This is a genomic window from Falsirhodobacter deserti, from assembly GCF_004015795.1.
GTDB lineage: Bacteria > Pseudomonadota > Alphaproteobacteria > Rhodobacterales > Rhodobacteraceae > Falsirhodobacter > Falsirhodobacter deserti.
The window spans coordinates 2,116,863-2,138,042 of sequence record NZ_ML137218.1; the positions used below are offsets into that span (position 1 = coordinate 2,116,863).

Genomic DNA, 21,180 nt, shown 5'->3' on the forward strand with positions numbered 1-21,180 from the left:
GGCACCCCCGCGGGATAGGGGGGCGCCCGCCCTTCCTCAGTTGCCGGCCATCGCCGACAGACCGCGCAGGATGTCCACGGCATAGGCCAGCTGGTAATCATCCTGGCGCAGCTTTGCCGTTTCCTCCACCAGTGCGCGGTCGGCTTCCAGCTGCTCGCGCTCCTCATCCGTCATCGAATCGTTCGACAGGATGCCCCGCAGGCTGGATTCCGAACGCGGATTCACGGCCGAGCCCTTTTCGGCATCCTCGGGCGTGGTGTCGGGATCGCGCTGCGGCTGGTCCACGACAACGTCGGGGGAAACACCAAGGGCCTGGATCGACCGCCCCGAGGGCGTGTAGTAACGCGCCGTCGTCAGGCGCATCGCCCCTTCCCCGCGCACGGGAACAACCGTCTGGACCGACCCCTTGCCGAAGCTTTTCGTGCCGACGACGATGGCGCGCTTGTGATCCTGCAACGCCCCCGCCACGATTTCCGAAGCGGAAGCGGAGCCTGCATTGATCAGCACCACGATCGGTTTCCCGTCCGCCAGATCCCCCGGCGTCGCGTTATAGCGTTCGTTGTCCTGCGCGTTCCGCCCGCGGGTGGAAACGATCTCGCCTTCGTTCAGGAACGCATCCGATACCTTGATGGCCTGCGTCAGAAGGCCGCCGGGGTTGTTGCGCAGATCCAGCACGATGCCGTTCACGTTCTCCATGCCGCCCAGTTCCTCGACCCGCTTCTTCATCTCGGCCTCCACCCCCGGATAGGTCTGGTCGTTGAAGGTCGAAACCCGCAGCACCAGCGTATGCCCGCCCACCGTGCTGGACCGAACGGCCGTCAGCTTGATCGTGTCGCGCACCATGGAAACATCGAACGGTTCGGCGCGGCCTTCCCGCACCACCGTCACCACGATCTCCGAGCCGACCGGCCCACGCATCTTGTCCACCGCCTCGTCCAGCGGCAGGCCTTGCAACGATTCGCCATCCACGGCCGTGATGAAATCGCCCGGCTGCAGCCCCGCCGCAGCCGCAGGCGTGTCATCCATGGGCGTGACGACCTTCACGAAGCCGTCTTCCTGCGTGACCTCCAGCCCCAGCCCGCCGAATTCTCCGCGCGTCTGCACCTGCATGTCGCTGAAGGCATCGGGCGGCATATAGCTGGAATGCGGGTCCAGCGATGTCAGCATCCCGCTGATCGCGGAATCGATCAATTCCTTGGAATCGACCTCTTCGACATACTGGTTGCGGATACGCTCGAACACGTCGCCGAACAGATCAAGCTGTTCATAGATCGAGGATTCATGCTTCTGTTCCTGCGCGATCAGCGGCGCGGCCAGCTGCGTGGTGGCCAGAACACCTGCCACGGTGCCGCCAAGCGCGGCCAGAACATATTTCCTCATCTCTCGTCCTATCTTCCCCGAAGCCCTGTGAACCAGTCGGCGGGATCAACCGGCCCCGTTCCCTGCCGCATTTCCAGATACAGCGTCTCCGTCACGATCGGGGTCTGCGCATCTGCCGCCTTGTCCAGAAACTCCACCAGACCCTGATCGCTGCCGGGCATCAACCCCAAAGCGGCCCCCGCAGGCACCACCTCGCCCACTTCGCCATACACGGTTTCCATGCCCGCGATCACCATCAGATACCCGTCGCCCGGTTCAAGGATCATCACGTTTCCGTAGTCGGTCAACGGCCCGCGATAGCGGATGGTGGCGGCGGCAGGCGCCGTAACCAGCGCGCCAGAGGCAGCGGCAAGAATGATACCGGGCCGCCGGACGCCCGCGGCATCCGCCTCGTTCGCCCTGCGGATCAGCGTTCCGTGGACCGGCAGGGGCAACTTGCCCTTAGACTGGGCGAAACCGGGTGGCATGCCAGCAGGATCCAGCCCCGCCGCGAAGGCATCCAGCGTGTCGGAGCTTTCAAGAAGCGCACGCAGCACGGCCGGATCATCGACGAACCGGCGCGGCAGATCGGTCCGGTCCGAGATTGCCTGCCCCAGCGCCACCCGTGCCTGTTGCGCGGTCCCAAGGCCCTCGGCCAGCGTTTCCACCGCCGCGTGCCGCACGGCGCGCAGGTTCTGCAACTCGGTCAGTTCCGCGCGCAAGGCATCCGCTTCGGCCTGAAGTGCGGGGGCGATATCGGCCATGATCATGCCGGTGCGCACCGTATCCAGCGGCCCACCGGGGTGCAGAAGCAACATCGGCCCCGGTTCCCCCTGCATGCGCGCCAGCGCCCCAAGCAACTGCGAGACCTGGCTCTGTTTCGCTTCCTGCTCGGCCTTCAGCGCGGTTTCGCGTGCCACAACCCCCCGCAGGCTTTCCCGAAGGGCGGCCAGCCCGTCTTCATAGGCCCCGATGGTACGGGTCAGGGCGGCGACACGGTCGCGTCCCGTCCGGGCGGCTTCCATGTCTCCCACGGCCCGGCGCAGGTCCGCCGCAGCCTGTTGCGCCTGTCCGGCCACATCCGCAGCCCAGACCGGCTGCGCCAGAAGGCACAGGATCAGGGCAGCGCGGCGTATCATGCGATCAGGCTCTTTCCCGTCATCTCGGCCGGTTGCGGCAGGCCCATCAACTGCAGCAGCGTCGGAGCCACATCGGCAAGGCGGCCATCGCGCAGCGTGGCACCTTCGGGCCCGCCGAACAGGATCGCCGGAACAAGGTTCGTGGTATGCGCCGTATGCGGCCCGCCGGTAACGGGATCCACCATCGTTTCGCAGTTGCCGTGATCGGCAATGACCAGCATCGCCCCGCCTGCCGCCTCAAGCGCCTGCAGCGCCTGACCAAGGCCGGTATCCACCGCCTCGCAGGCCGCCATCGCGGCTTCCAGCACGCCGGTATGGCCCACCATGTCGGGATTGGCAAAGTTGACCACGATCAGGTCATAGCCGTGGCGGATCGCGCCAACCAACTGCTCGGCCACCTCGGGCTCCGACATCTCGGGCTGAAGATCATAGGTCGCGACCTTGGGCGATTTTGGCATGAAGCGGTCTTCGGCCTGAAATGCCTGTTCGCGCCCGCCATTCAGGAAGAAAGTGACATGAGGGTACTTTTCCGTCTCGGCCAGCCGGAACTGCGTCTTGCCCTGCGCGGCCACCCATTCGCCCAGCGTGTTGACGATGGTCTGCTTGGGAAAGACGGTGGTCATGAAGGCATCATGCGCCTTGGAATAATCCACCATGCCCAGAACGGCAGCCCAGCGCACATCGCGGCGCGGGGCCGCATCAAAGGCCGGATCGGCCAGCGCGGACAGGATTTCCCGCGCACGGTCGGCGCGGAAGTTCAGGCAGAAGAAGCCGTCGCCATCCTTCACGCCCGCATAGCCACCGATCGCGGTGGGGGCGATGAACTCATCCGTTTCGCCGCGGGCATAGGCCAGATCCACCGCCTCGGCAGCGCCGGGTGCGGTTTCGCCCTGTGCCTCCACGATCGCCGACCATGCGCGCATCACCCGTTCCCACCGGTTATCGCGGTCCATCGCATAATATCGCCCCGACACGGTGCCCACGCGCACATCCTGCGGCAGCCCTTCCAGCAATTGCGCCATGAACCCGCGCGCCGACGAGGGCGCAACGTCGCGCCCGTCGGTCACGGCATGCAGCACCACCGGCACGCCCCGCGCCGCCACGGCCCGCGCTGCCGCCAGAACATGCACGATATGCCCATGCACCCCACCGTCCGAGATGACGCCCATCAGGTGCGCCGTCCCGCCGGTGGCCTTCAACCTGTCGGCAAACGCCACCAGTGCGGGGTTCTGCGCGAAGGAACCATCTTCGATCGCAAGATCGATCTGGCCCAGATCCATCGCCACGACGCGCCCTGCCCCGATATTGGTGTGGCCAACCTCGGAATTGCCCATCTGGCCCTTGGGCAGGCCCACATCGGGGCCAAACGTCACCAGCGTGGAATGCGGGCAGGTGGCCATCAGGCGGTCCATGTTGGGCGTGTGGGCCAGCGCGGGGGCGTTCGCCTCACGCTCGTCCCTCAGGCCCCAGCCATCCAGAATGCACAGAACGACGGGTTTGGTCATGGGCGGCCCTCCTTGCTCCGGCATGGTTGTAAGGTGCAAGGCCGGAGGCGGCAACCGTCAGCCGCGCTGGCGTTGCCGCATCCGGAAACGGGCGCGGTCATCATCGGAATATTCGCCGATGCAGCGGGGGCACGCGACGCCTTCTTCGTAATCGCGGTGCGCCCTGGCCTGCGCATCCACGGGCCGGCCGCAGGCGTGGCACATGCCATAGCTGCCCTGCCCCAGCCCGTGCGTAACTGATACCCGCTTGTCGAAGACATAGCATTCGCCGTTCCACAGGCTGTCTTCCTGCGGCACCTCTTCAAGATACTTCAGGATGCCGCCCTTCAGGTGGAACACATCCTCCACCCCCTGCCCCAGCAGGAAGTTGGTGGATTTTTCGCAGCGGATGCCACCGGTGCAAAACATCGCGACGCGCTTGTTGTGGAAGCGGGCCTTGTTTTCTTCCCACCATTGCGGGAATTCGCCGAAGGATCTGGTATGCGGATCGATCGCGCCTTCGAATGTGCCGATCTCCACCTCGTAATCGTTGCGGGTGTCGATCACCACGACGTCTGGCTGGCGGATCAGATCGTTCCAGTCTGCCGCCTGAACATAATGGCCAACGCGGGCACGGGGATCCACGTCCGGCTGGCCCATGGTCACGATCTCGCGCTTCAGACGAACCTTCAGCCGGTCGAACGGCATTTCCTGCGCAGTGCTTTCCTTCCATTCCAGATCCGCACAGCCGGGAAGCGCCCGGATGGCGTCCAGAACAGCGTCGATGCCGGCACGAGGGCCGGCGATGGTGCCATTGATCCCCTCGCCCGCGATCAGAAGCGATCCGCGCACGCCCCCGCCATCCGCCACGGCGCGCAGCGGCGCGATCAGGGCGGCAGGATCGGCAAAGCGGGTGAAGTGGTAAAGCGCGGCAACGGTGAACATGCCGCGCAGATGCGCCCAACGCCGGCGAAAATCAAGCCCGCCATTGACGACCGGCGGCAGGCCCCCTACCCATCATTGGCCTTCAAAGGGGGAAGGGGAAGCCGATGGACGCGTTGATCGTCATCGACGTGCAGAACGATTTCTGTCCCGGCGGCGCACTGGCCGTGGCCGAGGGCGACGCCATCATCCCGCGGATCAACGCGATGATGGCGGATCATCCCGTGCGCGTGCTGACGCAGGACTGGCATCCCGAGGGCCATTCCAGCTTTGCCGCCAATCACGGGGCCGAACCGTTTTCGATGACGCAGATGCCTTACGGGCCGCAGGTCCTGTGGCCCACGCATTGCGTGCAGGGCACGGACGGCGCGGCATTTCATCCCGATCTGCAAACGGCACCTGCGGATCTTATCCTGCGCAAGGGCTTCCGCAGCGCCATCGACAGCTATTCCGCCTTTTACGAAAATGACCGGACCACGCCGACGGGGCTGGACGGGTATCTGCGCGCGCGGGGCGTGACGGCGGTGACGCTGGCCGGCCTTGCGACAGATTTCTGCGTTGCCTTTTCGGCGCTGGATGCCGCGCGGCTGGGCTTTGACGTCCGCGTGGCGCTTGGCGCCAGCCGCGCAATCGACCTGAACGGATCGCTGGAGGAGGCGCGCGGGAGGATGCGCGCCGCCGGCGTGATACTGGAGGACTGAGATGGTCGATATCGCGACCCGCGTGCACAATCACAAATGGAAGATCGATCCAATCGTCCGGTCCCTGATCGACACGGATTTCTATAAACTGCTGATGTGCCAGTCGATCCTGCGCAACCGCCCGCAGACGGTCGTGAAGTTCAGCCTGATCAACCGCAGCACTTCGATCCGGCTGGCAGACCTGATCGACGAGGGGGAGTTGCGCCAGCAGCTTGATCACGTGCGCAGCCTGCGCCTGACGCGGGGCGAATCGACATGGCTGCGCGGCAACACCTTTTACGGCAAGCGCCAGATGTTCAGCTCTGAATTCATGGAGTGGTTCGAGAATCTGCAGCTGCCCCCCTATCACCTTGAAAAGAAGGACGGCCAGTACGAGCTGACATTCGAAGGCAAATGGCCCGAGGTGATGCTGTGGGAAATTCCCGCGCTGGCGATCCTGGTGGAGCTTCGCTCGCGCGCGGTGCTGGAACGCATGGGCCGGTTCGAGATCCAGGTGCTGTATGCCCGCGCCATGTCGAAGCTGTGGGAAAAGATCGAACGCCTGAAAAAGATCGACGGTCTGCTGATTGCCGATTTCGGCACCCGCCGCCGCCATTCCTTCCTGTGGCAGGACTGGTGCGTGCAGGCGATGATGGAAGGCTTGGGCGACCGGTTCACCGGCACCTCCAACTGCCTGATCGCCATGCGCCGCGAGGTGGAGGCGATCGGCACCAACGCGCACGAGTTGCCGATGGTCACGGCAGCACTGGCCGAAACCGATGCCGAACTGGCGCAGTCACCCTACAAGGTCATGGCCGACTGGCACGAGGAGCATGAGGGCAACCTGCGCGTCATGCTGCCCGATACCTTCGGCAGCGATGGCTTCCTGTCCCGCGCCCCCGACTGGCTGACGAAATGGACCGGCATCCGGCTTGATTCCGGCGACCCCGCCGAAGGTGCGGAACGCGCGATCCGCTGGTGGCAGGACCGGGGCGAGGATCCGCGCGACAAGCTGATCATCTTTTCGGACGGGCTGGACGTGGAAAAGATCGAGGAACTGCACGCGCAGTTCACCGGACGCGTGCGCGTGTCCTTCGGCTGGGGCACAATGCTGACCAACGATTTCCGCGGCCTTGTGCCCGACGGCGCACTTGATCCGTTCAGCCTTGTCTGCAAGGCCGTTTCCGCCGATGGCCGCCCCACGGTGAAGCTGTCGGACAATCCCAGCAAGGCCCTTGGCCCCGCCGATCAGGTCGCCCGCTACAAGCGCGTCTTCGGCGTGGGCGAACAGGTGGCATACGACGTGAAGGTGTAAGATGACCGACCTGCCCTATCGCCCCTGCGTGGGCGTTATGCTGATCAACGGTGACGGGCTGATATTCGCAGGCCGCCGCATCGACAGCACGGCTCCTGCATGGCAGATGCCGCAAGGCGGGATCGACCAGGGCGAAGAGCCCGAGGCCGCCGCCCTGCGCGAGCTGTGGGAGGAAACCGGCGTCACCGCCGATCTGGTGGACCAGATCGGCCAGACCGATGACTGGGTCACCTATGATCTGCCGCCCGAACTTCTGGGAAAGGTCTGGGGCGGCAAGTATCGCGGCCAGCGCCAGAAGTGGTTCCTGTTCCGCTTCAAGGGCAGCGACGACCAAGTGCGCATCGACAGCGACCATCCGGAGTTTTCCGAATGGCGATGGATAGATGCGGATGCGATGATCGCCGCGATCGTGCCGTTCAAGCGTGACGTTTATGAACAGGTCGTGGCGGCATTCCGCACCCACCTTGCCTGACGGCATTCTGGTCTTGCACAAGGCGCCCGTTCAGGGCGCTTTTCCTGCGGAGGGGCGATGTGGCGGGGCGGGCGGTCTTTTTTCGGCGGGGGGTGGTGCATCGGGCCGCCCGCCGCGTTACCTTCCCCGCAGGTTCAGCAACGGAGCTTCCATGTCCATCCGCATCAACGACATCGCGCCCGATTTCACCGCCGAGTCCACCGCCGGCACGATCCGCTTTCACGAATGGCTGGGCGACAGCTATGGCATCGTCTTCAGCCACCCGCGTGATTTTACCCCCGTTTGCACAACCGAATTCAGCGCCGTGGCGCAGCTTGCGAACGAATTTGCCAAGCGCAATACCAAGGTGATCGGCGTGTCCGTCGATACGGTGGACGAACACCAGAAGTGGAAGCGCGACATCGAGGCTGTTGCCGGAAATCCCGCCGACTTTCCGATCATCGACGACACCTCGCTGACCGTGTCGAAAGCCTATGACATGCTGCCGGCCGAGTTCTATGCGCCAACGGAAGGGCGCACCCCCGCCCATACCGCCACCGTGCGCACGGTCTACCTGATCGGGCCGGACAAGAAGGTGCGGCTGACCATTTCCTATCCGATGTCGGTGGGCCGCAACTTCGCCGAAATCCTGCGCGCACTGGATGCGGTGCAGGCCACCGACGGCGTTCCGATCGCAACGCCCGCCAACTGGCAGCCCGGCCAGGACGTCATCGTGGCGCTGAGCCTGAACGACGATCAGGCAAAGGAACGCTTCGGCGATCTGGACATCAAGCTGCCCTACCTGCGGTTTGCCAAGCAGCCTTGAAACCGTCGCGTCACTGACGCAGGCTCCTCCGCGTCCACGGAGGAGCCGACATGACCCTGTTTCCAGCGAAATCCTATCCGACCCTGCCTGTGAAGGGTGAAACGGACACCTATCCGGTGCACCGCATCTTCTGCGTCGGCCAGAACTATGCCGACCACGCGAAAGAGGTCGGATCGTCGGTCGATCCCGAAGCCCCGTTCTTCTTCATGAAGGATGCCCAAGCCCTTGTCCCCACGGGCGAGACGATCCCCCTCGCCCCCGGCACGGACAATCTGCATTACGAAATGGAGCTGGTGATCGCCCTTGGCGCGCCCCTTTTCAACGCGACCGAGGATCAGGCGCGCGCCGCGATCTTTGGTTATGCCTGCGGGCTGGACATGACACGCCGCGACCTTCAGGCCGCCGCCAAGGCCAAGGGCCGTCCGTGGGATTTCGCCAAGAACTTTGAACAGTCCGCCATTCTGGCCTCGATCAGCCGCGACTTCACCCCTGCAAACCAGCGCATCTGGCTGACCCTTGACGGCCAGTTGCGCCAGGACGGCACCATCGCAGACATGGTTCGCGGCCCGGTGGAAGTGCTGACCTATCTTTCGCGCTTCTATCATCTGGATGCGGGCGATCTGGTGTTCACCGGAACGCCCGCCGGAATCGGTGCGGTGACAGCAGGCAGCCGCGTCGAGGGCGGGATCGAGGGGCTGGAGCCGGTCGCCGTCACCTACGCCGCGTAATCGCGCGCAAAGGCGGTCAGGCGGCGCGTCAGCCCGTCCAGCGGGTTGGCCGCCAGACGGGCATAGATGCGAAGGCGCTCCGGCGGGATCGGAGCCCCCTTGCGCAGGTGATACCAGTCATCCGCTGCAACACGGGCGGGCATGTCCGCCACGGGCCCCGCTTCGGGGATCAGCTGCGCCAGCGGCACCTCGTCCAGGCGCGACAGCGCGGCTTTCGGCCATTCGCTGGCGTAATAGCGCCAAGGCAGCTGCGCTTCGTAATGGGCTTTCAGGAAGGCGCCGTAATCATCCAGCGGCAGCGCCCCGTCATAAGGATCGCCTTCGGAATACTGCGAGGGCCGCACCGGATGCGTCACCAGCCCGTCCGGCCCCAAGGTCCGGTAAGCGCCCGGCCATGTCACGGTGGAGGGAACGGCGTGGTTGGCCAGCACGCGCCCATCCGCCCCGCCCAGCCACAGATCTGCATCAAGGTGGTAATGGGCCGTCATGACATGCCCGATGCCTGTCTGCCGCAACGCCTCGGCCACGCCCGCACGGGCCGGATCGGGCTGGCCATCGCGAAGCGGCAGATCAAGCGCAAGGGCGCGGTCGGCCGGTTCGATCATCGGATAATGCGAGATGGTGATCAGCCTTTTGCCACCATCGCGTGCGCGGCGCGCCACATCGGCCATCCATGCGGCCAGATAAGGACGATCCCGCAGGACCGGCCCCCAGCCTTGGGAATTAGGGTCCGCCACCGGATCCAGCGCGCCCGCCGCAGGCTGCGCCACCGGGGGGAAATGGTTGGCATCAACGGACAGGATCCAAAGATCCTCCGCCGGTTCCACAAGATAGGAGGCGTCGATTTGCCGGTGCGTGATCCCCCCGGCCGTCAGGTCATAAGCCCGCGCTGCCCAGTCTGCCGTGCCGAAAGGCGTTTCCCAGTGCAGATCGCGCGGATCGGGGGTGAAGCCAAGGCCGGGCAGCAGGGCCAGCGCCTCGGGATAGCCGAGGCTGCGCATGCCCGGATCCAGCACATCCGCCCCCGGGGCGCTGCACCGGCGCTGCACGCCGCCCTGCGCCAGATAGCTTTGCATCAGGTGGCGGCCCCGCATCCCGAACATGTCATGGTTGCCGGGCACCATCAGGAACCGCATGCCCCGCGCCTCATGCTCGGCCAGAATGGCGCGTGCCGTGCGCAGATCCGTTTCCTGCCCGTCATCGGTCAGATCGCCAAGGATCAGGACAAGGCCGATCCCCTGCGCCTCCATCCCCTCCAGCGCGGCGCGGAAAGCGGGAACGCTTTCGTTATATACGCGCGACGAGGCCATCGTGTCGGCCAGCGGGCGAAGGGCCGGCCCCTCGATGCCGGGGATGCGCGTTGCATGGACATGCGGATCGGCAAGAAGGCCGATGCGGTGGCTGTAGGGGTCGGTCATGGCAGGCTCCGTCAGGACGGGGCGGCAATACGACATCCCTGTGACAACCCCGTGACGGCAGCCATTCCTTGCGGTCGCGGCCCAAAGCGCATAGCTGAAAGAAGATCATCCGCATCCGGAACGGCCATGACACTCCACCTGCACAAAAGCGACCTGCCCGACGGCCTGACCCTCGGCCCCGTGGTCGCGATTGACACCGAAACCATGGGACTGGACCCGCGCCGCGACCGGCTGTGCGTCGTGCAGCTGTCGGCGGGTGACGGGGATGCGCATCTTGTGCAGATCGCGCGCGGGCAAACGCGGGCGCCGAACCTTGAACGCCTGCTGGCCGATCCGGACGTCGTGAAGCTGTTCCACTATGGCCGCTTCGATATTGCCGCGCTTCAGAACGCCTTCGGGGTCACGGCCGCGCCGGTCTGGTGCACCAAGATCGCCTCCAAGCTGATCCGCACCTTCACCGACCGGCACGGGCTGAAATACCTGCTGTCCGAACTGGTGGGGGTGGACGTGTCCAAGCAGCAGCAAACCTCGGACTGGGGCGCGGAGGAGCTGACGCAGGCCCAGATGGATTACGCCGCCTCGGACGTGCTGCACCTGCACGCGCTGAAGGCTGAACTGGAAAAACGCCTCGCACGCGAGGGGCGGACGGAACTGGCCCAGCGCTGCTTCGATTTCCTGCCCACGCGCGCACAGCTGGACCTGATGGGATGGGACGAGCCGAATGACATCTTCCGCCACTGACTACCTTGCCGCCGCCCGCCGCGTGATCGAGATCGAGGCGCAGGCCCTGACCGCGCTGGGCGTGGCGCTGGATGAAACCTTCGCCGACGCGGTGGAGATGATCCTGCGTGCCCGTGGCCGCGTAATCGTTTCCGGCATGGGCAAGTCGGGGCATATCGCGCGCAAGATCGCGGCTACCCTTGCCTCTACCGGCACGCCGGCGCAATTCGTGCACCCAGCCGAGGCGAGCCATGGCGATCTGGGCATGGTCACCGCCGAGGATGTGGCGCTGGTCCTGTCCAATTCGGGCGAAACGCCGGAACTGGCGGATCTGGTGGCCCATACGCGGCGATTTTCGATCCCGCTGATCGGCATCGCCTCGCGCCCTGATTCGACGCTGCTGCGGCAGGCCGATGTGGCGCTGGTCCTGCCCGCCGCGGCCGAGGCATGCGGCACGGGCGTGGTGCCCACGACCTCCACCACCATGACGCTGGCGCTGGGCGATGCACTGGCCGTGGCGCTGATGGAACACCGGCAGTTCACACCCGAACATTTCCGCATCTTCCACCCGGGCGGCAAGCTGGGCGCAAGACTGGCCCGCGTGGCGGACCTGATGCACACCGACCTGCCGCTGGTGCCCTTCGACATGCCCATGACCGAGGCGCTTCTGGTGATGAGCGGCAAGGGCCTTGGCGTTCTGGGCGTGACCGAAGGGGACCGGCTGACCGGCATCATCACCGACGGCGACCTTCGCCGCCACATGGCGGGCCTTCTGGGCCATACCACCGGCGAAGTGATGACCCGCGGCCCCCGCACCAGCACCCCCGAGGCGCTGGCCGAAAAGGCCGTGGCCGTCATGCAGGACCGCAAGATCACCGCCCTGTTCGTGGTGGAAGGCGAACGCCCCGTCGGCCTGATCCAGATCCACGATTGCCTGCGCGCCGGGATCGTCTGACATGGCGAAGATCACGGACCGGCATACCCGTCTTGTGGCCTGGCTGAAGGTGATCCTTCCGCTGGCGGCGCTGGTGATGCTGTCCACGATCTTTCTGGTTTCCCGCACGGTGAACCCCGAAGACGCGATCCCCTATGCCGAGGTGGACGTGACCGGACGCGCCATGGATCCGCGCCTGACGCAGCCCACATGGTCCGGCCTGACGGGCGATGGCGCGCGGCTGAACATTGCCGCCGCCGAAGCCCGCCCACCTGCCGAAGGGCGCGCGGCCACCATCACCGCCCTGCGCGCCGACCTGACCACCCCCGACGGCGTGGAAACGCGGATGCAGGCCGGAAGCGGTACCTTCGACGGAGAGGCCGGCATCATCGAGATGTCGGGGCAGGTGCGGCTGCACAACACGCTTGGCTATGACATCCGCCTGCCCTCGCTGACTGCCCGCACCGATGCCACGCGGCTGGAAGGACAGGGCCCCGTGACGGCAACGGCCCCCATGGGCCAACTTACCGCGGGCGGAATGGTGCTGAAAACCGATGGTGAGACCGATTACCGGCTGGACTTCACGGACGGGGTCAAGCTGATATACACCCCATCCAACTGACCCAACCCCCGGTGCCCTGATGCTGAAAGCGCTGATTCTGCTTGCCTGCCTGTCATCCCCCGCACTGGCTGTTGCCCAGACCGCACAGATCGAGATGGGCGGGATGCGTCAGGATACCTCGGCCCCCGTCAGCGTGGATGCCGATCAGCTTTCGGTGGATCAGGCCAGCGGTCAGGCGACCTTCACCGGCAATGTACGCGTCAGCCAAGGCGAATTGCGGCTGGCGGCAGATACCGTGCAGGTCGAATACGGCGCCGACGAGGGCGAGATCCGCGCCCTTCAGGCCAGCGGCAATGTGACGCTGGCCAATGAAAGCATCGCCGCCGAGGCGCAGGAGGCCAGCTATACCATCGCCTCGGGCCTGATCGAGATGACGGGCGACGTGTTGCTGACGCAGGGGCAAAGCACCATCGCGGGACAGCGGCTGGTGATCGACGCCGCCGCCGGCACCGGCCGGATGGAAGGCCGTGTGCGGACCACCTTCCGCCCCGGAGCGTCGCAATGACGGTGCAGGGCCTTGCCGTCCGCAACCTGCGCAAAAGCTACAAGCGCCGTCCGGTGATCCGCGATGTCTCGCTGGACTTGAAGCGGGGCGAGGTTGTGGCCCTGCTGGGCCCGAACGGGTCGGGCAAGACCACCTGCTTTTACGCGATCGCGGGGCTTGTCACGCCCGAAGGCGGCGAGGTGCTGATCGACGGGCGCGACGTGACTGCCCTTCCGATGTATCGCCGCGCGCGGCTGGGCATCGGCTATCTGCCGCAGGAGGTATCGATTTTCCGCGGCCTGTCGGTGGAGGACAACATCCTTGCCGTTCTGGAAATCCGCGAGCCGGACCCAAAGCGCCGGCGCGAACGGCTGGAGGAGCTGCTTTCGGATTTCTCCATCACCCATATCCGCCGGGCCCCTGCCCTTGCGCTTTCGGGCGGGGAACGCCGCCGGGCCGAGATTGCGCGCTGCCTTGCCGCCGACCCCTCCTATGTCCTTCTGGATGAACCTTTCGCGGGCGTGGACCCGATCGCCGTGGCCGAGATCCGCCACCTGGTGCATGATCTGAAAGGCCGTGGCCTTGGCGTGCTGATCACCGACCACAACGTTCGCGAAACGCTGGGAATCGTTGATCGTGCTTACATCCTGCATGATGGCACGATCCTGAAAAGCGGCTCCACCGAAGAGATCGTTGCCGATCCGATGGTGCGGCAGGTTTATCTTGGGGAAAGCTTCACGCTTGCCTGAACATGCCGATTGTGTCGGCCTTGTAAAAACGAACACTGGATTTCACGCGCCACATCCCCATCATTGAAGTATGGGCCTTCAAGGTCCACTCTTCTGAAGGAGGATGACCATGCGCTACCAGATCACCGGCAAACAGATCGACATCGGCGACGCGTTGCAAACCCATGTCCGGTCGGAACTGGGCGAACTTATTGAAAAATATGCGCAGCGCCCCACCGACGCCATGATCTTCTTTTCCCGAATAGCGCATGAATACACCTGCGAAGTCGTGATGCATCTGTCGACCGGGTTGAACATTTCGGCCAATGGCCGTGCAAGCGAAATCTATGCCGCGTTCGAAGCCGCGCGTGAACGGATGGACAAGCAGGTCCGCCGCTACAAACGCCGCCTGCGCGATCACCAGCGCGAACGGACGACCCCGGTTGAATTCGGTGGCGCATCCTCCTATATCCTCGCGCCATCGGAAGAGGCCGACGAGCCCGAAGATCATGTATGGCAGCCGATGATCGTTGCCGAGACGGAGGCCCGCGTGCCCTCCATCACGGTGGGCGAGGCGGTCATGCAGCTGGAACTTGGGGGGCAGCAGATGCTTGTCTTCCGCAATGAAGGACATGGGGGCGTGAATGTCGTATACCGTCGCGAAGACGGAAATATCGGCTGGATCGACCCGCGCAACAGCCGATAGAGGCCGGAACCGGCCGGGGATGCCATGGAACTGAGCAAGATTCTCGCGCCGGAAGCCGTGCGCGTGACAGGCCATTTGACGAGCAAGAAGCGCTTGTTCCAAGAGCTGGGCGATATTGCGGCCGCAGCCTATGGACTGACGGCTGCAAGCGCCACGGATGGCCTGCAGGAACGTGAAAGCCTTGGCCCCACGGGCGTGGGCCATGGCATCGCCCTGCCCCATGCCCGGCTGCACAACCTGCCGGGCATTCAGGGCGTGTTCATCCGGCTGGAAAAGCCGCTGGACTATGACAGCGTGGATCGCCAGCCTGTTGATCTGGTGTTTGCTCTGTTCGCCCCGAAGGATTCGGGCGTGGACCACCTGAAGGCGCTGGCGCTGGTGTCGCGCACGATGCGCGACGCTTCCATCTGCCAGAAGCTGCGCGCCAATGCCGATCCGGCCAAGCTTTACGCCATCCTGACGGAAACGCGCGGAACACAGGCGGCCTAACCGCCGTCGCGCCAGTCGCCGAAGCCGAACGTCTCGTAATCGCGGTGATAGGCTTCGCGCGCTGCCGCTTCGATCTCGTCATCCACGAGGGCTGCCAGTGGAACGGCTTCTGCCGCCGGGGCCGGCAAAGGCGGCGCAGGCATGTCGAACTGCGAGGCGAAGAAGGCCAGCCCTTCGGCCAACCTGTCCTCGCGCAGGATCAGGTCGGGGCTGCGGAACTGGCCGAAGCCGTCCAGCATCGCGACCTGAGAGGCGAAGCCCCCCTCGGCCCGCATGCCCGACTGGCCCGCGACATGCAGTTTCAGAAACCGCAGGAATGCCAGAAACGCCGCGCGATGATCCTCCAGCCTCATCTGCTGCCCCGGTGCGGGAAGCGGCAGATCATAGCGGCGGATCAACTGCTGGCGAAATCCCGGCAGCGCGTTTGACAGGATCTGGGTGCAAAAGGCCGTATGCGCCCGTGCCAGGGGATGCCGCAGCACCGTGAAGCTGCGATAGGCGCCCAGCCGGCCGCGCCATTGCCGGAATGTGCGCCCATCCATCTTTTCCACCACTCCGCCCGCAAATGCGCCCAACCACGCGGCCACCTGATCGTCCGGCCCGTTGCGCATCGGCAGATACAGGGCCGGCACCTCTGCCCCCGCGATGAAGGTGGGCAGCGGGGCGCCGCGGCGCGGTTCGAAATTCGGGATGCGGGCAAAATGGAATCGGTCGATGCGGGCCAGGGCTTCTTCGACGGCATCCGGATTTTCGACCTTATCCGAAAGCGGTTCGGGGTTCTGCTTCTTCAGCTTGCCGTCCAGCGCCTCCAGCCGCCCTTCGACCCCAAGGAACGAGGCGAGGCCGTTCAGCACGTCGATGTCCTGCACATCCTCGTAATCGATGTGGAACGCCGTTTGCCCGCTGACCTGAAGGCGGTGCAGGACATGCTGGTAGAACAGGCCCAGATCATCCACATGGCGTTCGAATTCTTCAGGATTGAAGCGGACGCGGGCGCTGCGGGCCTTGCCGGCATGTGTCAGCTTCCATTGCCCCGTTTCGCGCGCGATCAGCAACGAGACATAGGATTCCAGCGGATTGCGCGTCAGGATGATCTTGGCGCAGGAAGGGTCGGCCAGCACGGCCTCCGTCACGCGCGGATCATGGTCCTGAAACTGCCGGAAGCCGGCCAACCCGTCTGTTTGTGCGCGCATGGCGGACAGCACCGCCAGCGGGTCGGCATTGCGGGCGGCCATGTCCATTCCGAACATCTCGGTCTGGTTCAGCTTGCCCATGAAGCTTGGGTTGAACACCTCGCCATGGCAGGCGATGCCCGCAATGGCGTTGAGGTTGGCTTCCAGAAAGTTGGAGCCGGTCCGCATGGCGGCAAACATGACGAAGCTGGTGAAGGGCATTTCAACTCACAAGATAAGGCCGGTTCTGCCGGTCATCGGTGTGGAACATATCGCTGGCGGGATAGTCGCCCATCACCATCGGCTGCATGCCGTGGTTTCGCAGATCCTGAAGAAAGCGGCCGAACCCCGCCAGATCCACAACCTGCGGCGCCGATGTCAGGCGTGGGCGCAGGCGCGGGGCGGTTTCTTCCACGATGGTTTGAAGGGGTTCAAGCGGATGGTCCAGAAATTCGGCCAGCGACCAGATCCGCACATGCGCCTTGACCCAGTGCAGGTTCAGCAGCTCAAGAAGCTCCATCTCCACCCGCTGAAGCCGGGCCGCCTCGCGGCGGATATCGGCAAAGGGAAGGCCCGAGCGATAAAGCGGCACCGCCCATGCCCCCGTGACAACGAAGATATGTGCGTTCGGATCGGCAGCCATGAAGCTGTTGATCTTCTGGTTGTCGGCCGGACCGAACATGAAGCATTGGTGTTCGGGCCGCGTGTTCCAGATCAGGCTGGCAAGGAAGCTTTTCGGGTTGTAATCGCGCAGCTTCGCGCTGTCGGACAGCCCGCCGTGGTAAACGGTTTCCCCGCCCGCAAATTCCACCCGTTCCGGGCCAAAGATATGGCCATGCACGCGGGTATCCGTGATCTGTGCCAGCCAGTTTTGAAAATCCGGGATCAACTCGGCGAACCCCTGAAACAGCGAGTACCGGCCTGCGGTCTTGCCATTCTCGAAGTTGTCGACGGGAAAGCGGCTTTGCATGTAAAGCCCGGCCCGCCCCTTCAAGCGCCGTTCTTTCGCGGCAGAAAACAGCCGGTCGACCCGGCCGGGATTGGGTTCGGCGTTCGGCGGGCGAAGCTCTTTCGGGGCAAGGAAGGCCTCGTAAAGACGGTCGGCATGCGCCCAGGCCTTGCGTGCGACGAAATAATCTGACCGGCGCAGAAGCGACAGGTGATCGTCATAGAAGATGTGCGGCTTGCCTTGGAAATCGAACTTGAACAGCGTCAGTGACCGACTTTCCACGTTGGAGGAATATCGCCGCACCAGCGTCTGGAAGTAGCTTTCGTCAGGAATCCAGACCCGCCGGAAATACCTGTCATGATGTGCGCGGTCCGGACTTTCCAGAATGGCCGCCAGCGTTTGCCGCGTCAGGCACCACCACTGGCTGCCCAGATGCGGCACGAGCCCTGCCGGTATGCGCCGCCGCAACCCCATCCGCCGTTGCACCCGCACCGAAAGATCGAACAACCGGCGGTGCCGCCGCCACGAGAACGGGAAGAACAACCGGAACCGCTCGATGTTCAGCCCGCCGATCGTCCAGCCGACCTCTTCGGTCATGACAGATTCGATAAAATCGGTGTCGGGCCGTTCATCCAGATAAGCGGCCAGTTCAGAGACGGGGCGCAATGGCAGGCACGAACCCGAGGCGAGGAAGACGTGATTCACGTCCGCATACTCGCGCAGCATCAGGCTGGTAGCCTCTTGCGTGGCCGCGACGATGTTCCACCCGCCCCATTGGCAGCGGTGGCGCGGGCTGAACCGGACCAGCTTGCGCAGGTCCGCCAGGCTGGACCGCATCTCGCGGAAGACGCGCTGGCGCACGCGTGCATCGACATGGATGACCACCGGGCACCCCTGTTCGGCCCAGTGCCGGGCCACCTGCGCCGCACGATCCAGCGCGGTGTGGCACAGCATGACGAAGCCCACGGTCATGCCCAGTTCCCCTTCGACATCAGGCCAAGAATCTCCAGCTGGCGCCAGTTCACGTATTGCTGGCTCCACCTTGTCCAAAGATCGGGGTGCTGGGCCACCTGTTCGCGATAGGCAATGTATTCGCGGCTTTGGGCATAGTGTTCGCCGCGGCGAACCTCTTCTTCCGCTTTCACCCCGAAGGTATCCAGGAACTTGGCATGCAACAGGCAGGCGGAAGGTTTTTCGCCGCCCCAGCGATCATAGGTGTTGTTGAGCCCGCGCGGCAGCATCATGTGGGTGGAGCTGATATAGGCATAGTTGCGATGCCAGCGTACCAGCGGGATCTTGTTCAGCGCAGGGGCAGACTGCGGTTGATCGGCGAAGAAGGCGCGGCTGCGCGGGCCGCCCTGTATCCACAGGTTGCCATAGCGCCCGTTGCGACTGATCTGGTAATTTCCGCTGTCGAACCAGCAGGCGATCTCGAACGGATCCTGTCCTTCACGGTATGGGCGCGCATCGATCGGCCCTTGCGGATACATATCCAGCAGCATCGCCGACAACGACCGGACCGATGAGCTTTCCAGCCAATCCGTCAGCGCGCGCAGCGGCCGTGTATCGCAGAAGGGATAGACAAGGAATTCATCCGGATCGACCGTCAGGCACCAATGCCCGTGGGCGAAACGGCGCTGCAGCCCGTTCAGCCAGTCCACGCCGAAATAGGCCCGCTTGTAGCTTTGATGCGTGACCCAGACCGACGTGTCGGGCTGCCGCACAAGGTAATCGCGCGACCCGTCATCGCTGCCGTTATCCACGAACAGGAAGTGGTTGACCCCAAGCCGACGATAATAATCCAGGAAATACGGCAGTCTGATCCGTTCGTTCCGCAGGGTGGAAAAAAGAAGAATATCGCCGCGCCTGATGCGTCCGGTCCGGTTGGCGACAGCAGTCAGGTCACGCTGACGCTGGCGGGCGCGCAGATGCCACATCTCACGGCTCAGGCGAAGCCGGAATGTCGACATCAAGCTCACCACCGCACCTCCCTGAAAATTATTAGGAAATTTTTAGGGATTAACTGCAGCGCTGTAAACATGTGTTCATGCCCACCCCCCGCGGGACATCAGGCCAAGCGACTCAAGTTGCCGCCAACCGGTCAGGCGCTGGGCGTGACGATGCCAAAGATCCGGATTTGCTGCCACGGCGTCATAATACCCTGCGTAAAGGTTTCCGTCGAAGAAATGCTCCCCCCTCGCTTTTTCGATGATGGCACGGGCGGGTGCAGAGTCGAGGAACTTCGTGTGCAAAAGTACACCCGACGACATCTCTCCCCCGTCTTCGGCATAAACCCGGTTCAGGCGGCGAGGCAGGGCCGAGTGGGTGGAGTTGACGTAAGCATAGTGGCGCCGCCACCGGATCAGCGGCACCTTGTTCAGGGTTGGCCCGCGCCTCGGGTCATCAAGCAGCGCACGGCTGCGCGGGCCGCCCTGTATCCAAAGGTTGCGCATCCGCGGCTGCACGCGGACGGAATAGTTGCCGTGATCGAACCAGCACAGGTGGCGCAGTGGATCGTCGTCCTCGGGCTGCAGACCGACCGGGCCTTTCGGGAACAGATCCAGCATCATCGCGGGAAACATCTGCTGGCCTGTCCGGTCCAGCCAGTTTGTCAGCGCATGCAGATCGCGGGTTTCCCAATGCGGGTATATCAGCAGTTCATCCGCATCCAGCGTCAGGCACCAATGACCGTCGCCGTGACGCATCAGAAGCCATGTCGTCCAGTCCAGCCCGAACCTTGCCGCCTTGTATCCGGCCTTGGTGGACCAGAGCGAGACGTCGGGCTGATCCCGCAGATATTCGCAGGATCCGTCATTGCTGTGATTGTCGACGATCAGGAAGTGCCGGACGCCAAGGCGGCGACAGTGATCAAGGAAAAACGGCAGGCGTGAACGTTCGTTCCGGATGGTTGCAAAGGACAGGATCGCGCCGGGCCTGATCGACGCCGTCCGGTCGCACAGCGCCTGCAGATCATGGCGGGCGCGGCGGGCGCGGCGCAGAAGGCGCTGGCGCTTCCACCACAGCCCATAAGCGATGCGCCATTCGCGGAGCGAATGGCGCAGGGGTGGCAGCTCCAGAATGGCTGCTGGCGGTGCGGTCGGGCTCCGCCAGAGCACGATTTACTGGGCCAGCTTTTGCGCAGCCACCACGTCGGTCAGGAAGTGGCTGAATTCGTCCCGCAGATCGTCGCGCGCCAGGCCAAAGGCCACGGTTGCCTGCAGGAAGCCTGCCTTGGAACCGCAGTCGTAACGCTGGCCCTTGAAGCGGAAGCCGTAGACGTTGTTCGACGTCTCTATCTCGCGCGCGATGGCGTCGGTCAGCTGGATTTCGCCGCCCGCGCCGGTTTCCTGACGGTCCAGCGTGTTCAGAACCTCGGGGGTGAGGATGTAGCGGCCGATCACGGCAAGGTTCGAAGGCGGGTTGCTTTTGGGCTTTTCCACCATCGCCTTCACGCGAACCATGTCGCCCATGTCCTCGGCCACATCAAGGATGCCATAGGATTTCGTCCGTTCGGTCGGGACTTCCATCGCGGCCACGACATTGCCGCCGGTTTCTTCGTAAGCTTCGACCATCTGCTGCAGGCACGGCTTGTCAGCGGCGATCACGTCGTCGGGCAGCATGACCGCAAAGGGTTCGTCACCGATCAGCCGGCGCGCGCACCACACGGCATGGCCCAGACCCAGCGCGCGATGCTGGCGGACATAGGCGATGCGCCCGTCATCCATGTTGGTCGTGCCAAGGATTTGCAGCAGTTCGTCCTTGCCCGAAGCCTTGAGCGAAGCTTCCAGCGTGGGCGAGACGTCGAAGTAATCCTCCAGCGCCGACTTCCCGCGCGAGGTCACGAAGATGAACTCCTCGATGCCGGCGGCGCGGGCCTCGTCGATCGCATACTGGATCAGCGGACGGTCCACCAGGGACAGGATTTCCTTAGGGACGGACTTCGTGGCGGGCAGGAAGCGCGTTCCCATGCCGGCAACAGGAAATACGGCTTTAGTGACCTTTTTGGTGCTCATGACTCTCACTTATTCCCGACA

The 21,180-nt window shown here is 64.3% G+C and carries 22 protein-coding genes; 12 read left to right on the forward strand and 10 right to left on the reverse strand.

Annotation, left to right across the window (positions count from 1 at the left end; genetic code table 11):
* Positions 1-36 precede the first annotated feature (36 nt).
* From JX25_RS10725 to trhO, 4 genes are read right to left on the reverse strand one after another with little or no spacing between them, the layout of a single operon-like run.
* Complete coding sequence (locus JX25_RS10725; RefSeq protein WP_128254971.1) at positions 37-1,380, reverse strand: S41 family peptidase; 1,344 nt, start codon at positions 1,378-1,380, stop codon at positions 37-39.
* A gap of 8 nt (positions 1,381-1,388) precedes the next feature.
* Positions 1,389-2,498: a murein hydrolase activator EnvC family protein gene (locus JX25_RS10730; RefSeq protein WP_128254972.1), complete on the reverse strand. Its 1,110-nt coding sequence runs from the start codon at positions 2,496-2,498 to the stop codon at positions 1,389-1,391.
* On the reverse strand, positions 2,495-4,003 hold the full coding sequence (gene gpmI, locus JX25_RS10735) for a 2,3-bisphosphoglycerate-independent phosphoglycerate mutase (RefSeq protein WP_128254973.1): 1,509 nt from the start codon (positions 4,001-4,003) through the stop codon (positions 2,495-2,497). The genes JX25_RS10730 and gpmI overlap by 4 nt, the downstream gene beginning before the upstream one ends.
* A 57-nt stretch (positions 4,004-4,060) precedes the next feature.
* A complete protein-coding gene (trhO, locus tag JX25_RS10740; protein ID WP_128254974.1) occupies positions 4,061-4,927 on the reverse strand; it encodes an oxygen-dependent tRNA uridine(34) hydroxylase TrhO in 867 nt (288 codons plus the stop codon).
* Positions 4,928-5,031: 104 nt separating this feature from the next.
* On the opposite strand from trhO, the gene pncA reads away from it, so the two are divergent.
* From pncA to JX25_RS10765, 5 genes are all read left to right on the forward strand, one after another.
* Positions 5,032-5,625: a bifunctional nicotinamidase/pyrazinamidase gene (pncA, locus tag JX25_RS10745; RefSeq protein ID WP_128254975.1), complete on the forward strand. Its 594-nt coding sequence runs from the start codon at positions 5,032-5,034 to the stop codon at positions 5,623-5,625.
* 1 nt (position 5,626) lies between these two features.
* Positions 5,627-6,919, forward strand: coding sequence for a nicotinate phosphoribosyltransferase (gene pncB / locus JX25_RS10750; protein WP_128254976.1), 1,293 nt, complete (start codon positions 5,627-5,629; stop codon positions 6,917-6,919).
* 1 nt (position 6,920) lies between these two features.
* Complete coding sequence (locus JX25_RS10755) at positions 6,921-7,391, forward strand: RNA pyrophosphohydrolase (RefSeq protein ID WP_128254977.1); 471 nt, start codon at positions 6,921-6,923, stop codon at positions 7,389-7,391.
* Positions 7,392-7,542: 151 nt separating this feature from the next.
* Positions 7,543-8,196: a peroxiredoxin gene (locus JX25_RS10760; RefSeq protein ID WP_128254978.1), complete on the forward strand. Its 654-nt coding sequence runs from the start codon at positions 7,543-7,545 to the stop codon at positions 8,194-8,196.
* A gap of 50 nt (positions 8,197-8,246) precedes the next feature.
* A complete protein-coding gene (locus tag JX25_RS10765) occupies positions 8,247-8,924 on the forward strand; it encodes a fumarylacetoacetate hydrolase family protein (protein WP_128254979.1) in 678 nt (225 codons plus the stop codon).
* On the opposite strand, the gene JX25_RS10770 is transcribed toward JX25_RS10765, so the two are convergent.
* A complete protein-coding gene (locus JX25_RS10770) occupies positions 8,912-10,342 on the reverse strand; it encodes a metallophosphoesterase family protein (protein ID WP_164876111.1) in 1,431 nt (476 codons plus the stop codon). The genes JX25_RS10765 and JX25_RS10770 overlap by 13 nt on opposite strands.
* A gap of 126 nt (positions 10,343-10,468) precedes the next feature.
* On the opposite strand from JX25_RS10770, the gene JX25_RS10775 reads away from it, so the two are divergent.
* The 7 genes from JX25_RS10775 (at position 10,469) to JX25_RS10805 (ending at position 15,025) form a co-directional block, all read left to right on the forward strand.
* Positions 10,469-11,083: a ribonuclease D gene (locus tag JX25_RS10775; protein WP_128254981.1), complete on the forward strand. Its 615-nt coding sequence runs from the start codon at positions 10,469-10,471 to the stop codon at positions 11,081-11,083.
* Entirely contained in the window at positions 11,064-12,017 is a 954-nt protein-coding gene (locus JX25_RS10780; protein ID WP_128254982.1) for a KpsF/GutQ family sugar-phosphate isomerase, read from the forward strand. The genes JX25_RS10775 and JX25_RS10780 overlap by 20 nt, the downstream gene beginning before the upstream one ends.
* A gap of 1 nt (position 12,018) precedes the next feature.
* Positions 12,019-12,618 carry an LPS export ABC transporter periplasmic protein LptC gene (locus tag JX25_RS10785; protein ID WP_128254983.1) on the forward strand — a complete coding sequence of 200 codons (600 nt, stop codon included), beginning with the start codon at positions 12,019-12,021 and terminating at the stop codon, positions 12,616-12,618.
* Between the two features lie 19 nt (positions 12,619-12,637).
* A complete protein-coding gene (lptA, locus tag JX25_RS10790) occupies positions 12,638-13,123 on the forward strand; it encodes a lipopolysaccharide transport periplasmic protein LptA (protein ID WP_128254984.1) in 486 nt (161 codons plus the stop codon).
* A complete protein-coding gene (gene lptB, locus JX25_RS10795) occupies positions 13,120-13,851 on the forward strand; it encodes an LPS export ABC transporter ATP-binding protein (RefSeq protein ID WP_128254985.1) in 732 nt (243 codons plus the stop codon). Before lptA ends, lptB begins: the two co-directional genes overlap by 4 nt.
* A 109-nt stretch (positions 13,852-13,960) precedes the next feature.
* Entirely contained in the window at positions 13,961-14,536 is a 576-nt protein-coding gene (hpf, locus tag JX25_RS10800; RefSeq protein ID WP_128254986.1) for a ribosome hibernation-promoting factor, HPF/YfiA family, read from the forward strand.
* A 24-nt stretch (positions 14,537-14,560) separates the two neighbouring features.
* Complete coding sequence (locus JX25_RS10805; protein WP_128254987.1) at positions 14,561-15,025, forward strand: PTS sugar transporter subunit IIA; 465 nt, start codon at positions 14,561-14,563, stop codon at positions 15,023-15,025.
* On the opposite strand, the gene JX25_RS10810 is transcribed toward JX25_RS10805, so the two are convergent.
* From JX25_RS10810 to galU, 5 genes are all read right to left on the reverse strand, one after another.
* Positions 15,022-16,419, reverse strand: coding sequence for a nodulation protein NodH (locus tag JX25_RS10810; RefSeq protein WP_128254988.1), 1,398 nt, complete (start codon positions 16,417-16,419; stop codon positions 15,022-15,024). The genes JX25_RS10805 and JX25_RS10810 overlap by 4 nt on opposite strands.
* Position 16,420: 1 nt before the next feature.
* The gene (locus JX25_RS10815; RefSeq protein WP_128254989.1) at positions 16,421-18,118 is read right to left on the reverse strand and encodes a DUF5927 domain-containing protein; all 1,698 of its coding nucleotides are present in this window, start codon (positions 18,116-18,118) and stop codon (positions 16,421-16,423) included.
* A complete protein-coding gene (locus JX25_RS10820; RefSeq protein WP_128255257.1) occupies positions 18,115-19,116 on the reverse strand; it encodes a glycosyltransferase family 2 protein in 1,002 nt (333 codons plus the stop codon). The genes JX25_RS10815 and JX25_RS10820 overlap by 4 nt, the downstream gene beginning before the upstream one ends.
* Positions 19,117-19,191: 75 nt before the next feature.
* Positions 19,192-20,262: a glycosyltransferase family 2 protein gene (locus JX25_RS10825; RefSeq protein ID WP_421780716.1), complete on the reverse strand. Its 1,071-nt coding sequence runs from the start codon at positions 20,260-20,262 to the stop codon at positions 19,192-19,194.
* Positions 20,263-20,265: 3 nt separating this feature from the next.
* Positions 20,266-21,159, reverse strand: coding sequence for a UTP--glucose-1-phosphate uridylyltransferase GalU (galU, locus tag JX25_RS10830; RefSeq protein WP_128254990.1), 894 nt, complete (start codon positions 21,157-21,159; stop codon positions 20,266-20,268).
* Between the last annotated feature and the right edge of the window lie 21 nt (positions 21,160-21,180).